Origin of the sequence: Lutibacter profundi (genome assembly GCF_001543325.1) — a bacterium.
Lineage (GTDB): Bacteria > Bacteroidota > Bacteroidia > Flavobacteriales > Flavobacteriaceae > Lutibacter > Lutibacter profundi.
This window is the reverse complement of record NZ_CP013355.1, coordinates 1,096,753-1,111,587: the sequence shown is the minus strand read 5'-3', so window position 1 is coordinate 1,111,587 and position 14,835 is coordinate 1,096,753. Positions and strand designations below refer to the sequence as shown.

The following is a 14,835-nucleotide window of genomic DNA, read 5'->3' as shown; positions in this document are numbered from 1 at the left end:
ATTAATTACTAATAAGTGTAAATTTATATATGAACTATACAAAACACAAAAAAGCAATTTTATTATTAGCTGATGGAACCGTGTTCGAAGGTATGTCAATAGGTAAAGATGGTACCTCTTTTGGTGAAATTTGTTTTAATACTGCTATGACGGGTTACCAAGAGGTATTTACTGACCCATCCTATTTCGGACAAATAATGTTATCAACAAATGCACATATTGGTAATTATGGTGTAAATGAAAAAGAAAATGAATCTGATACAATTAAAATTTCAGGATTAGTTTGTAAAAATTTCAGTTTCAATTATTCACGATATGGCTCCCAAGATTCACTTAAAAATTATTTTGAAAAACAAAATATAATGGCCATCTCTAACGTAGATACTAGAGCAGTTGTTCGATACATTAGAGATAAAGGAGCTATGAATGCTGTAATATCTACAGAGACTGATATTGAGAATTTAAAAGAACAGTTAAAATTAACTCCTAAAATGAAAGGGTTAGAATTAGCTTCGAAAGTCTCTACAAAAGAGCCTTATTTTTTTGGAGATGAAAATTCTAGCTATAAAATATCAGCACTTGATTTAGGTATAAAAAAGAATATTTTAAAAAATTTAGCAAAAAGAGATTGTTATATTAAAGTATTTCCATTTAATACTTCTTTTAAAGAGATGAATGACTTTAACCCTGATGGATTTTTCCTGTCAAATGGACCAGGTGACCCAGAACCTTTAAAAGAAGCTCAAAATTTAGCAAAAGAAATTATAAAAAGAAATTTACCTTTATTTGGTATTTGCTTGGGGCATCAGGTAATTGCTTTGGCCAGTAATATTACCACCTATAAAATGCATAACGGACATAGGGGTATTAATCATCCTGTTAAAAATTTAATAACAGGAAAAGGAGAAATAACCTCTCAAAACCATGGTTTTGTAGTGAAAAAAGAAGATGTTGAAAACCATCCAGATTTTGAGATAACACATATTCATTTAAATGATGAAACTTTGGCAGGTATGAAAATGATAAATAAAAATTGTTTTTCAGTTCAGTACCACCCAGAAGCCAGTCCAGGCCCACACGATTCATCCTATCTGTTTGATCAGTTCATAGAGAATATTAAAAAATCAAAAAAATAAATAAAAAACCACTAATATAGTATCTTAGTGGTTTTTTAATTTTAAAACGAAAACGTTATCGTATAAAAGGTTTTGTAACTAAGATAATTTAACCTTTTTATTTGTAACTTTGAATAAGAAAATAACCATTAAAATTATAGTAAAATGAGTATGATTATAAGTGTTCATGCACGTCAGATATTTGATTCAAGAGGAAATCCAACAGTAGAAGTTGATGTAGTGACAGAAAACGGAGTTTTAGGTAGAGCAGCAGTACCTTCAGGAGCCTCAACAGGAGAACATGAAGCTGTTGAATTACGTGATGGTGGAAATGATTATATGGGAAAGGGAGTTTTAACAGCTGTAAAAAATGTAAATGAAATTATTGCTGAAGAAATTTTAGGATTTTCAGTTTTTGAACAAAATCTAATTGATAATGCAATGATTCAATTAGATGGTACAGCAAATAAATCAAAATTAGGAGCAAATGCAATTTTAGGTGTTTCATTAGCAGTTGCTAAAGCTGCGGCAAATGAATTAGACTTACCATTGTATAGATATGTTGGAGGGGTAAGTGCAAATACGTTACCAGTTCCAATGATGAATATTATTAATGGAGGTTCACATTCAGATGCCCCTATATCATTTCAAGAATTTATGATTATGCCAGTATTGGCTAATAACTTTACAGAAGCCATTAAGATGGGGACTGAAATTTTCCACAATCTTAAAAAAATATTAAAAGATAGAGGTTTGAGTACTGCTGTTGGAGATGAAGGTGGTTTTGCACCAAATTTTGAAAATATTGAAGATGCTTTAGAAACTGTAATAAAAGCAATTACTAAAGCGGGTTATAAAGCTGGTGAAGAAGTTATGATTGCCTTAGATCCTGCATCATCAGAGTTTTATGTAGATGGAAAATATGACTACAGAAAATTTGAAGGTGAAAAGGGAGCAGTGAGAAATTCAGAACAACAAGTTGCATACTTGAAAGAATTATCTGAAAAATATCCAATAATTTCTATTGAAGATGGTATGGCTGAAGACGATTGGGAAGGATGGAAATTGTTAACAGAAGCTATTGGAGAAAAAGTTCAAATAGTAGGAGATGATTTATTTGTAACAAATGTTGAAAGATTAGAAAGAGGTATTGAGGAAAAATCAGCAAACTCTATTTTAATAAAATTAAATCAGATTGGAACCCTAACAGAAACTATTGCAGCTATTAATATGGCTCATAATGCAGGATATACTTGTGTTATTTCACACCGTTCTGGAGAAACAGAAGATACTACTATTGCAGATTTAGCCGTTGCATTAAACACGGGGCAAATTAAAACGGGATCTGCATCTAGAACCGATAGAATTTCAAAATATAATCAATTACTTCGTATTGAAGAAGAATTAGGTAGTACAGCTTTTTTTCCTCAAATGAAAGCATTTAAAATTTAATATTAGTAAAACATATTTTTAATCTTAATTTAAGTTAAGATTCATAAAATTTTAAAACCAGTGAAGTTTTCTTTGCTGGTTTTTTTTTGAATAAAAGATACCTGAATATCAAATTTAAATCAGTATGTTAAGTTGCAAACTGCTGTTTTTCAGAGTGATTATTGTTACATTACAAAATGAATATGATAAATATCAGTTTTATTCGAGTGTTTGGGTCGTAAATTTGAGTGAAATTAATTATTAAAAGATTAAATATCATGAGTACATTGAAAGATAAGTTGTATGAAAAAATTCAAGAACACCGATTACGAACTACCAAGTTAGTGAAAGAATATGGAGATAAGGTTATTGATCAAGTGACAGTATCTCAAGCAATTGGAGGTATGAGAGGTATTAAAAGTTTGGTTACAGATATTTCTTATTTAGACCCATTTGAAGGGATACGTTATAGAGGTTTTACATTACCAGAAGTTTTGGAAAAATTACCAAAACCAGAAGGCGCAGATATGCCATATGTAGAGGGTTTATATTTTTTACTATTAACGGGGGAAATTCCTACAGAAATAGAAGTTGAAGAATTAAAAGTTGATTTTAAAAATCGACGTATAGTACCTCATTATGTTTGGGATGTTATAGATGCCTTCCCTAGCAATAGTCATCCAATGGCAATATTATCAGCAGCAGTAATGAGTTTAGAAAGAGAATCTCATTTTAATGTTAAATATAGAAAAGGGATGAGTAAAATGGATTATTGGGATTCTACTTATGAAGATGCAACAAACCTAATTGCAAAAATGCCATTAATTGGAGCCTATATCTATAACAAATTATATCATCCTGAAAATGGGCATAGATACCCTGATCCTAACTTAGACTTAGGTGGAAATTTTGCTTATATGATGGGTAAAGATAAACCGTATGATGATGTATCACGTATGTACTTTATAATACATGCCGATCACGAAAGCGGAAATGTTAGTGCACATACAGGTCATTTAGTGGCTAGTTCATTGTCAGATGTTTATTATGCAACTTCAGCTATGATTAATGGTTTAGCAGGCCCATTACACGGTTTAGCAAACCAAGAGGTATTACGTTGGTTACAAGGGCTTAAAGATCAAATGGGAGGTAAAATACCTTCAGAAGAAGAAATGAAAAAATATGTTTGGGATACTTTAAATAAAGGTCAAGTCATTCCTGGTTACGGACATGCGGTTTTACGTAAAACCGATCCAAGATATACTGTTCAACGAGAGTTTTGTTTAAAAAACTTACCAGATGATGATTTATTTAAATATGTTGATGCTCTTTATAAAGTTGTACCAGATATTTTGAGAGAACAAGGAAAGGCAAAAAATCCATGGCCAAATGTAGATGCTCAATCAGGTGTTGTTCAATGGCATTATGGCGTAACTCAATATGATTTTTACACCGTATTATTTTCAATAGGAAGATCATTTGGTGTGTTATCAAATATTATTTGGGATAGGGCGTTAGGTTATGCACTTGAAAGACCTAAATCTGTTACAACAGATATGCTTGAAGAAATGGTTGGAATTAAAAAAGAGATGGCTGAAATAGAGTAGAAATAATAGTTTTATAAACAAGAAAAAACCTTGATGTTTTAACCATAAACATCAAGGTTTTTTTAGGGTAAATACTGTTTAAAAAAACTTTTTGAACACAATTATATTTCGTAAATTTGGTAAGTTTAAACATTAAATTCAAAACAGTATAAAATAAAAATATGTCAGATATAGCAAAATTAGAACTTGATGGTAAAATTTATGAATTTCCTATTATTAGAGGGTCTGAAAATGAGGTTTCCATAGATATTAAATCATTAAGAACAGTTACAGGAGGAGTAATTACAATTGATCCAGGATTTAAAAATACAGGTTCATGTACTAGTAAAATTACATTTTTAGATGGAGAGAAAGGAATTTTGCGCCATAGAGGATATGCAATAGAAGAATTAACAAAAAAGGCAAGTTTTTTAGAAGTAGCCTTTTTAATAATTTTTGGAGAATTACCTACGAAATCTGAATTCAAAAAATTTGAAGATGATATAAAATCACATTCACTTATTAATGAAGAGATGAAAAATATTATAGATGGTTTCCCTAAAGTTGCTCACCCAATGGGAATGCTATCCTCTTTAACAAGTGCATTGACTGCTTTTAACTCAAATACTGTTGATATAAATTCTAAAGAAGAAATGTATCAGGCCATTGTTAAAATACTAGCAAAGTTTCCTGTTCTTGCATCTTGGGCACATAGGAGAAATGATGGGTTGCCATTAAATTATGCAGACAACTCTTTAGATTATATATCTAATTTAATGCAATTATTATTTAGAATACCTACTGAAGAATATAAAATTAATCCAATTGCAGTTAAAGCATTGGATGAGTTATTAATTTTACATGAAGATCACGAGCAAAACTGCTCAACTTCAACAGTGCGTATTGTTGGATCTTCTGAAGCAGGTTTGTTTGCTTCAATCTCAGCAGGAGTATCTGCATTGTGGGGGAGATTGCACGGAGGTGCAAATCAGGCAGTTTTAGAAATGCTAGAGCAAATTAGAAAAGACGGTGGTGATGTTGAGAAATTTATAAATAAGGCTAAAGATAAAAATGACCCATTTCGCTTAATGGGATTTGGACATAGAGTTTATAAAAACTTTGATCCAAGAGCTCGTATTATTAAAAACGCAGCCGATGAGTTATTTCAAGACTTAAACTTAAATGATCCTATTCTAGAAATTGCAAAACATCTAGAAGAAGTAGCATTGAAAGATCCATATTTTGCTGAACGTAAATTATATCCAAATGTAGATTTTTATTCAGGAATTATATATAGAGCTTTAGGAGTACCTGTTGAAATGTTTACTGTAATGTTTGCTATTGGTCGTTTACCAGGTTGGATTGCTCAATGGAAAGAAATGCGTGAAAATAAAGAACCAATTGGACGTCCACGTCAATTATATATTGGAGAAACTTTACGGCCTTTTAAATCATTTGAAGAACGTTAATCTTACGATATTAATAATATATAAACCATTAAACAGTCTTGCTAAAAAGTAAGACTGTTTTTTTGAAAATTAATTATAAATTTAATTTTAAGTACTTTCGTAAAACAAATATTGAATGAAAACAATTAAACTTATTAAAAATAGATCTGATATTGGAGCAGGAACTCGTGGTTCAGATATGGGAGTTGATGCAATAGAAATTGCAGCTATAAATATGAATGATAATTATTTTAATTGTTATCCGTTTGAAGATATTGAAACAGAAAATGAAACAATTTATAATAAAGAAAATAATTCATTCGCTAAAAGAATTGGAAGTGTTTTACAAGTTTGTACACGTTTAAGTACAAGTGTTGCCAAAAACTTAAACAGTAATAATTTCCCAATTATTCTCTCTGGAGATCACTCCTCAGCTTTAGGAACCATTAGTGGAATTAAAATTGCATTTCCAGAAAAAACGTTGGGAGTAATTTGGATAGATGCTCACGCAGATATTCATTCTCCATATACATCTCCCACAGGTAATATCCACGGAATGCCATTAGCTGCAGCTTTGAATGATGATAATTTAGATTACAAAATAAATGATGTTGTTGAGCAAACCAAAAATTATTGGAATCAAATGAAAAACATTGGTGTTAACGGTTCTAAGGTAAAACATAGCGATATTATTTATTTTGGAGTACGCGATATTGAAGAAGAAGAAGAAGCGATTATTAAAAAGCATAATATTAAAAATTATACAGTTTCTGAGATGCGATATAGAGGATTTGATAATTGTTTAAATGAAGCTATTAACAAATTAAGTAACTGTGACCATATTTATATTTCATTTGATGTTGATAGTATGGATAGTGATTTAATTTCAAAAGGAACAGGTACACCAGTATCAAAGGGATTTGATGAATTTGAAATTATAGACATTATTAAAGCCTTTGTTAAAACCAAAAAAGTTTCATGTTTTGAAGTTGTAGAAATAAATCCGACATTAGATAATAAAGGAAATAAAATGGCTGAAACTGCTTTTAAAGTTCTAAAAGAAACAACGGAAGCCATTAAAAAAACGCTTTAATTAACATTTGTTATGCAGCAAATTACAAATACTGTTTTGATGATTCGCCCTATTTTGTTTAGAATGAATGAACAAACCTCAGTTAATAATTACTATCAAAAAGTATTGGATAATTTAACACCTGAAACCATACAACTTAAAGCATTACAGGAATTTGATAACTTTGTAGAAAAATTAAGAGAAATTGGAGTACAAGTAATCTTAATTGAAGATATAAAAGAAACTGATACACCAGATTCAATTTTTCCTAATAATTGGATTTCTTTTCATGAAAATGGTGACATTGGCTTATATCCAATGTTTGCAGAAAACAGGCGTTTAGAAAGAAGAGAAGATATTTTAGATATTTTAGAGCAGAAAGGTTTTAACATTGAAAATATTGTTGATTACACTTCAGCTGAAGACGAAAAACTATTTCTAGAAGGTACGGGTAGTTTATTGCTAGACCGCGTTAACAGAAAAGCCTATTGTGCATTATCACCCCGTGCTTCTGAAGATTTATTAATAGAATTTTGTGAAGATTTTGAATATACACCTGTGCCTTTTATATCTTATCAAACAATTGAAAATGTAAGAGTGCCCATTTACCATACAAATGTTATGATGTGTTTAGGTGAAAATTTTTCAGTAATTTGTGCTGATAGCATTAATGATAAAAAAGAACGTAAAAACTTGCTTAAACATTTGAAAGATGATGGTAAAGAAATTATAACAATTACAGAAGATCAAGTACATTATTTTACGGGTAACATGTTGCAAGTTATAGGACGCAATAATCAACGTTATATGGTTATGTCAAGTTCTGCCTACAAAAGTTTAACAAAACAACAAATGAATAGACTTAAAAAACATGGAGAAATAATACAAAGCTCTCTTGATACTATTGAAGCGTGTGGAGGAGGAAGTGCCAGATGTATGATGGCTGAAGTATTTTTACCAAAAACATGATAATCTAATTTACATTTAGTATTTTTATAAATGCTTTCTAAAAAAACAAAATACGGACTTAAAGCACTAAGCTACCTTACAAAGCAGGAAAAAAATGTTCCTGTATTAATTTCTGATATTTCAAAGGCTGAAAACATATCTCAAAAATACTTGGAGAGTATTTTATTAACTTTAAAAAAGAGTGGGATTCTGTCCTCTAAAAAAGGAAAAGGAGGAGGTTATTACTTATTAAAAGATCCAAAAGAAATAAAAATAGCGACCATTATGAGGGTGCTTGAAGGTCCAATAGCTATGTTGCCTTGCGTTAGTTTAAATTATTATGAAAAATGTGATGATTGTGTTAATGAAGAACTTTGTAGTTTAAGTATTTTAATGGCAGAAGTTAGAGATAGTACTTTAAAAATACTTGAAAATAAAACACTTGCCAACTTTCATTGTGGAGAATAACAAATTGTATTAAACAAAAAAGGCCTTTCATTTGAAAGACCTTTTTTGTTTAAACTTTAACTAAAATGGGTATTTTAATATTAAATAATTCTTTTTTCAAAGTCTCTAATTCATGTAATAAAGTATCTTTATTAGATTCAAATGTGGAAAATAAATCTTGATAGTACTCAATACCGTCGTTTAAATTATTTTGAAAAGTAGTTAAATATTTCTCTTGCTTTCTAGAAACAGAGTCTTTAACCTCATCAACTTTATTTGAAAAATAATCAATATACATTGTTAGCTCTTTAATAAACATATGTGGGCGATTATTAGTAGCAATAACGTTCGCTTTCCCATAAATATGGTTTACCATTTCTTTTAAAGAGAGTTCTTTAGAGAAATAAGCCATATTTGGGCCTGGGCAAACTGCTACACCTTGTTTTTCACCTTTGTGTTCAATATTATTTTTAATTAGAGCAGCATTTGATAAACCTTCACATAAACAAGTTTTTGCTGTAATTTTATTGAACTGTTCTTTATAATCACTAGAATCTGAAGCTTCATTTAATTCCTTCAATTTTATTGTTTGATATTTTTTTGAAGCAGTACAAATTGCCTGTTTTGTATAAGTTGTATTTGAAACTAAAAACTTTTTAGGGCAAGAGCTACCAGGGTTGTTGTTTTTAATTTTATGGTGTTTAATAATTTCGTTTGTACTTCCTTTTAAGCTGTTAAAAGGAACACCCAAAGGAGATACATCACTCAGGTACAAGTCTTTCTCCGTAGCTTTTTCTAATATTTTAATAGTTTCAGAATCAACAGTAGTTACTTCAGGAACCAATAAAAATGGAGTTCCCCAACCTACAGAATCAATATTGTAATTATCTAATAAAAATTCATGTTCTTCCGATGTGCCAACACCACCTTGAGCGGTAATTTTTAAATCTAAAGGAGTATTAGGAACATGTTTTTCTTTGTTTTCTAAAGCTGAAACCAGAATAGTATGAACTTCATTTATTAAATCATCTTTATGGTTTTTAAACTCTTCTAAAATAGGTCCCATTAAATAGCCATCAGAAGCAAATGCATGACCACCACAATTTAAACCAGATTCTATTCTGTATTCCGACACCCATAATCCTTTTTTTGCTAAAAATTTACCTTGAATTAGTGCAGATCTATAATCACTAACCTTTAAAATAATTTTCTTTTTTAGAATATTGTTTTTGTTTGGGAAAAAGTCGTTAAATTTTTCAAAATAACTGTATAATCTTGGATTCATTCCAGCAGAAAGTACAACAGATGATTCCAAGGTACTATTTGCAAAACCTCTTAAAGCAGCATGCGCATCGTTAAATTCTGAAGGTAATTGTTCTTTTTTATGATAGTTTACTTTATCAAGCTTTGTCATGATATTTACATCAATACTACCAAGTTTCAAATTGTTTTCAATCCATTGATTAACATCTTCTTTTAAAGTGTTCTTTTCATACTTTTTGATAAAACTTTGTTTTAAGTCAGAAAAATCTGGGAGCAAATCAATATATTTTTCAAACTCACTGCTCTTGTCTTCAAAACTTTGTTTTAGATTGTCAAATGTGCGTTTTGCTATTGTGTCAACAGTATTTAAATATGAAGTAATTCTTTTGGCTCTATAGTCTTCATCTTTTGTTGAGATAGCTTTGTATGGAATCTTAAATTTATTTGAGTAATATTCATTCATTTTTTCTACTAGAAAGTCGTCTACAATTGAAATAACAGATGAAATACCATATTTAGCTATTTTAATAGGACTATCTATTGTAAAGGCAATTCCCATAACAGGGATATGAAATGAATGTGTAGTGTTTCTTTTTTGCATAATATTTTATACATTTTATAAAAATAATTAAATGCAAATGTATGCAACTTGCAGTTAAATTTTGTTAATATTTTATCAATATTAACATTTTTTTTATTATGGAGGTTAAGTTTTACAAATTTAAACAAAAAAAGCCAACTCATTATAATAATGAAATTGGCTTAACAATTTAATATATAAATTGGAATTAGCTTCCTGAAACACGACCTCCTGAAGAGGTGTCTTTGTTAACATCAGTAGGGTTGCCTTCATAATCAATATCACCACCACTACTTGCTTTTGCTGTAAGTTTCTTTGAAACATTTAAATCTATATTTGCTCCACTACTTGCTTTTGCATAAGCGATAACAGTTTTTAATTCGTCAGCATCAATTGAACTACCGCTGCTGGCTGTTGCTGAAAAAGATGTCGTTTTTCCAAAAATATCTATGTTTGCACCACTTGAGGCTGAACTAGTTATTTCTTCAGCATTTACATAGATTTTAATTGAACTTCCACTACTGGCATTAAGATTTAATGAGTTGACTTGCAGTATGTCATCAGATTTTACTGAAGCTCCACTAGATGTTTTTATTTTAGAAATATTAGTAGCTGTTACATAAACATCACGTGCTTTTGCTCTGTAAACATTTTTTTCAAAATAGATGTTTAATTCATTGTCTTTTACTTCAGTAATCAACAAGCCAATTATATTCTCATCTGCTTCAACCTCTAAACCTGTTGAATTTCCTTGTGTTATGTATAAATTAATTCCTTGCTGTACTTTAATCTTATCAAAATCAGAATTAATTGTGCGTTCTTCAGAAATTACTTTTCCGTTTCCTCGAATACCTGTTATTCCATCTAAAAAACATGAAGAAGTTGTCAATAAAATTACAAGTAATGCTGTTATTTTTGTTAAAGTTTTCATATAGAGTTATTTTGTTTGTTACTTCAAAAGTATTTTAAAGTGAAAGAGATACATAATTTTTTTATATGAGTTGTTGAATTAGGAGTATGAACTGTAATTATTCAATTTTAATTCCGTTCTCATCAATTTTAATTTCTGCATTTTTATCACCGTCTTTTACTTTTATATTTAAACCATTTTTATCAATGTCTAATTTAAAATGGTTGTTTTTATTTTTAAAATTATTTCCATAAATAGCCAGGTTACAGTCTAAACATTCTAATCCATTCTCAGTCATTTTAAAATAATGTTTTGGCATATCTCTATTGAGTATGTCTTGAATATTATCTACATCATCTAAATAAGTTTTCGTAGAATTATTTAAATAAATTATTGAGTTAATAGGTAAGTAAATAATAACATCAACAGATTGACTTTTAAACTTATTTTTGAAATCTGATAAGAAATAACCATTCAGTAATAGGTTTTTACCCTCTAAATTGAATTGGTATTCAATTGTTTCTGCGTCATTGTTTGCAGCTAAACGATTTTTACCTTCAGACTCTTTTCTTATTTTAATATAGGCAATTGTTTTATCGGTAGGTTTAATAGCTACATTTATTCTAGTTGAATAAAGTTTTTGTACGTCATTATCATATACCGTTTCATAATCATAACGTCTTCTTAACTCACTTTTATTCGAAAGGTTATCATCACCAATCATTTTTACAACTAGTGTGTCAGTTGCTATTGTTAAATCTTGTTTTTGGATAAAAACACCATCATATGCTGTTTGTGTTGCAAAATTAATACCTGCAAAGCCTAAGCCTAGTAAAGAGATAATCCAAACTCCTAATAACGATAATTTTGTGGTTGTGCTAAATGATTTTACGTTGTTTGAAATAATTTTTAATCCAAGCATAAACAATATTATAAATGGAATTCCAATAGCAATAAAAGTAAATAAGATTAAAATCCAAGAGGGAACAACAGAGTTATAAAAAAATGGAGGGTAGTTTACATAATCTTTTCCAAAGCCTAATATTTCTACACTACCCCAAGAAAAAGCTCCAAATATTAACCCAATTAAAGTTGCTGAAGCAATAAAAATTAAAAGTGCACCAATAATTTTACCAAAAATAGTTAAAATAGCAAGAATAATTTTCCCCAATGTATCTACCATTTCTTGCATACCAGATTTTGCTTTATTTTTAAATTCTTCGCTATTAACTTTATGGGTTACGTTGCTAACACCCTCTTTAACACGTGATGTAACATCTTGAAACTCCTCTCTAATTTTACGTTCAATATTACTAATATTTACAGGTTCTCCTTTCATTTGTAATTTTTCAGCTGTAGTTTCAGCTACCGGAATTAATATCCATAATAATGGATATATTAAAAATCCAACTCCAAAACCAAAAAATAAAATAAGCCAAATAATGCGCATCCAGGTTACGTCCATACCAAAATAATGTGCTAATCCAGAACATACACCTCCCAAAAATTTATCATCACCATCTCTAAATAATTTTTTTGAAGAAGTTTTAGAACGATATGTTGGTTCCTCTTCAAAAATTTCTTCATCAACCATATAGTCTTCAGGTTTCCCCATTATTTTAGTGATTTCATCTATGTCATTTTCATTAACAACTTGACGTTCATTCTTAATTCTTTCTGAAAGCAATTCACCAATTCTATGTTCAATATCATTTAAAATTTCATCTCTTCCTTGAGGGTCATCACTTAAAGATCGTCTAATGGCATCTAAATAAAGTTTTAATTTTTGATAAGCTAATTCATCAATATGAAAAAAGATACCTCCTAAGTTTATATTTATTGTCTTGTTCATTTTGTAGTTGGTTTATTGGTAGTTACTAAGTTTACGGCTTTTACAAGTTCACTCCAAGTAGTGTTTAATTCTTTTAAAAAAAAGTTACCTGTTTCTGTTAATGCATAGTATTTTCTTGGTGGTCCTGATGTTGATTCTTCCCAGCGGTAACTGAGTAAACCTGCATTTTTTAATCTAGTTAGTAAAGGGTAAACAGTTCCTTCAACAACCAGTAATTTTGCATCTTTTAAATGCGATATAATTTCAGAAGTGTAAGCATCTCCATGTTGTAATATTGAAAGTATGCAATACTCTAAAACTCCTTTTCGCATTTGAGCTTTTGTGTTTTCTATCTTCATAAGTTTTGAGATTTAATAATTTAAAAGCATATAGTTATTTAATAAACTCTATGGTAAATGGGTATTTGTAAAACTCTCCATTACTCGCTTTCATACTTGCAATAATAATTAAGGCAATTTTTAAGAGTATTGCAGGTATAACACCTACAATAATTGCTATTAAACCCAATCCTAAAGTAAAAATAACAATTGGTATGAATAATAAAGTAAGTAAAAATCCATATAAAAGTAAACTTAGCTGAAAGTCAACAGCTGATTTCCCATGAGTGTCAATGTATGAACTTTCATTTTTTTTTGCAGACCACAATACTAGTGGTACAATAATATTTCCAAATGGGAAAAACCACCCTGAAAAACTACTAAGATGAGTTAATGAACTATAATTTTTATCGTTTTGTGTAATCATAAATTTCGATTATGGTAATCTCCTATGCAAATATATGTATAAAAGATAGTAATGTGCAATACATAGTACTATAATTTAACATAATTTTAACAAAAAAATAGTTATTTACGCTCAATTATTTTAATTAACTTGTCGAAAAATTAGTACAAACTTATATGGAAGTTACTGTAAAAAATATGAAGCGATTTTTGATGTTTAAATTACCATCAGCGTATTTGTGTGGAGTGAAATTAAAAGAGATTGATAATGAAAAAGCAGTTGTAACTGTAAAATACAAATGGATAAATCAAAATCCATTTAATTCTATGTATTTTGCTGTACAATCAATGGCTTCAGAGCTTTCAACAGGAGCTATTGTTATCAAGAAAATTAGTGAAAGTGGTCAAAAAATTTCTATGCTTGTGACCAATCATTCAGGAACTTTTACAAAGAAGGCGGTTGGTTTAATCACATTTACTTGTAATGATGGTAATTTGATTGATGAGGCTCTTAAAAGAACTATTGAAACAGGAGAAGGACAAACAATTTCAATGAATTCTGTTGGTATCGATGAAAAAGGCGATCAAGTTTCAGCTTATAAATATGAGTGGAGCTTAAAATTAAAATCTAAAAAATAACCTAGAATAAAATTATGAATGCACATGAAATAGATTATAAAATTTATGGTGAAGAAATGCAATTTGTTGAAATTGAACTAGACCCAAAAGAAAGTGTTATTGCTGAATCTGGTAGTTTTATGATGATGAATGATGCCATTGAGATGGAAACTATTTTTGGAGATGGCTCTAATAAAGAAGAAGGGATTATGAGTAAACTATTTTCAGCAGGTAAGAGGTTATTAACAGGGGAAGGTTTGTTTATGACCCTTTTTTCAAATGTTGGCAGTAACAAAAAGAGAGTTTCATTTGCAGCTCCATATCCTGGTAAAATTATACCTATTGATTTAAGTGAAGTTGAAGGGAAGTTTATTTGCCAGAAAGATGCATTTTTATGTGCAGCTAAAGGAGTTAGTGTAGGTATTGAATTTTCAAAACGTTTGGGAAGAGGATTGTTTGGAGGAGAAGGTTTTATTATGGAAAAATTAGAAGGAGATGGAATGGCTTTTATTCATGCAGGAGGAAATATGTCTAAAAAAATATTGAAAACAGGAGAGGTTTTAAAAGTTGATACCGGTTGTGTAGTTGGTTTCACAAAAGATATAGATTATGATATTGAGATTGTTGGCGGAATTAAAAATACAGTTTTTGGAGGTGAAGGCTTGTTTTTCGCAACTTTAAAAGGCCCAGGAATTGTGTATGTGCAATCTTTACCTTTTAGCAGGTTGGCGGGCAGAATTTTAGCTTTAGCTCCTCAAACGGGGAATAAAACGAGAGGAGAAGGTAGTATTTTAGGAGGAATAGGTAGTTTATTAGATGGAGATAATAGAATATAGTAAGTTT

The 14,835-nt window shown here is 29.7% G+C and carries 14 protein-coding genes; 9 read left to right on the top strand and 5 right to left on the bottom strand.

Annotated features, from left to right (window positions below):
* The first annotated feature begins 29 nt into the window (after positions 1 to 29).
* The 7 genes from carA (at position 30) to Lupro_RS04935 (ending at position 8,068) form a co-directional block, all read left to right on the top strand.
* Entirely contained in the window at positions 30 to 1,136 is a 1,107-nt protein-coding gene (gene carA, locus Lupro_RS04965) for a glutamine-hydrolyzing carbamoyl-phosphate synthase small subunit (RefSeq protein WP_068206822.1), read from the top strand.
* Positions 1,137 to 1,280: 144 nt separating this feature from the next.
* Positions 1,281 to 2,567 carry a phosphopyruvate hydratase gene (gene eno, locus Lupro_RS04960; protein WP_068206821.1) on the top strand — a complete coding sequence of 429 codons (1,287 nt, stop codon included), beginning with the start codon at positions 1,281 to 1,283 and terminating at the stop codon, positions 2,565 to 2,567.
* A 257-nt stretch (positions 2,568 to 2,824) separates the two neighbouring features.
* Positions 2,825 to 4,153 (top strand): citrate (Si)-synthase, encoded by a 1,329-nt coding sequence (locus tag Lupro_RS04955; RefSeq protein ID WP_068206820.1) that lies wholly within the window; start codon positions 2,825 to 2,827, stop codon positions 4,151 to 4,153.
* Positions 4,154 to 4,314: 161 nt separating this feature from the next.
* Positions 4,315 to 5,601 carry a citrate synthase gene (locus Lupro_RS04950; protein ID WP_068206818.1) on the top strand — a complete coding sequence of 429 codons (1,287 nt, stop codon included), beginning with the start codon at positions 4,315 to 4,317 and terminating at the stop codon, positions 5,599 to 5,601.
* Between the two features lie 115 nt (positions 5,602 to 5,716).
* Positions 5,717 to 6,673 carry an arginase gene (locus tag Lupro_RS04945; RefSeq protein WP_068206815.1) on the top strand — a complete coding sequence of 319 codons (957 nt, stop codon included), beginning with the start codon at positions 5,717 to 5,719 and terminating at the stop codon, positions 6,671 to 6,673.
* Positions 6,674 to 6,685: 12 nt separating this feature from the next.
* The gene (gene ctlX / locus Lupro_RS04940; RefSeq protein WP_068206813.1) at positions 6,686 to 7,621 is read left to right on the top strand and encodes a citrulline utilization hydrolase CtlX; all 936 of its coding nucleotides are present in this window, start codon (positions 6,686 to 6,688) and stop codon (positions 7,619 to 7,621) included.
* 30 nt (positions 7,622 to 7,651) lie between these two features.
* Complete coding sequence (locus Lupro_RS04935) at positions 7,652 to 8,068, top strand: RrF2 family transcriptional regulator (RefSeq protein WP_068206811.1); 417 nt, start codon at positions 7,652 to 7,654, stop codon at positions 8,066 to 8,068.
* Between the two features lie 49 nt (positions 8,069 to 8,117).
* Here the strand turns inward: Lupro_RS04935 and Lupro_RS04930 are convergent, their stop codons facing one another.
* From Lupro_RS04930 to Lupro_RS04910, 5 genes are all read right to left on the bottom strand, one after another.
* A complete protein-coding gene (locus Lupro_RS04930; RefSeq protein ID WP_068206809.1) occupies positions 8,118 to 9,911 on the bottom strand; it encodes a hypothetical protein in 1,794 nt (597 codons plus the stop codon).
* Between the two features lie 187 nt (positions 9,912 to 10,098).
* Entirely contained in the window at positions 10,099 to 10,821 is a 723-nt protein-coding gene (locus tag Lupro_RS04925) for a head GIN domain-containing protein (protein WP_068206807.1), read from the bottom strand.
* 97 nt (positions 10,822 to 10,918) lie between these two features.
* Complete coding sequence (locus tag Lupro_RS04920) at positions 10,919 to 12,652, bottom strand: PspC domain-containing protein (RefSeq protein WP_082703859.1); 1,734 nt, start codon at positions 12,650 to 12,652, stop codon at positions 10,919 to 10,921.
* Positions 12,649 to 12,990 (bottom strand): PadR family transcriptional regulator, encoded by a 342-nt coding sequence (locus tag Lupro_RS04915; RefSeq protein ID WP_068206805.1) that lies wholly within the window; start codon positions 12,988 to 12,990, stop codon positions 12,649 to 12,651. Before Lupro_RS04915 ends, Lupro_RS04920 begins: the two co-directional genes overlap by 4 nt.
* A 34-nt stretch (positions 12,991 to 13,024) precedes the next feature.
* Entirely contained in the window at positions 13,025 to 13,396 is a 372-nt protein-coding gene (locus Lupro_RS04910; protein WP_068206803.1) for a DUF4870 domain-containing protein, read from the bottom strand.
* A 155-nt stretch (positions 13,397 to 13,551) separates the two neighbouring features.
* On the opposite strand from Lupro_RS04910, the gene Lupro_RS04905 reads away from it, so the two are divergent.
* Together Lupro_RS04905 and Lupro_RS04900 are read left to right on the top strand one after the other, a co-directional pair.
* Positions 13,552 to 14,013, top strand: a complete 462-nt coding sequence (locus tag Lupro_RS04905; protein WP_068206802.1) for a DUF4442 domain-containing protein — start codon at positions 13,552 to 13,554, stop codon at positions 14,011 to 14,013.
* Between the two features lie 14 nt (positions 14,014 to 14,027).
* Positions 14,028 to 14,828 carry a TIGR00266 family protein gene (locus Lupro_RS04900; protein WP_068206799.1) on the top strand — a complete coding sequence of 267 codons (801 nt, stop codon included), beginning with the start codon at positions 14,028 to 14,030 and terminating at the stop codon, positions 14,826 to 14,828.
* Positions 14,829 to 14,835 lie beyond the last annotated feature (7 nt).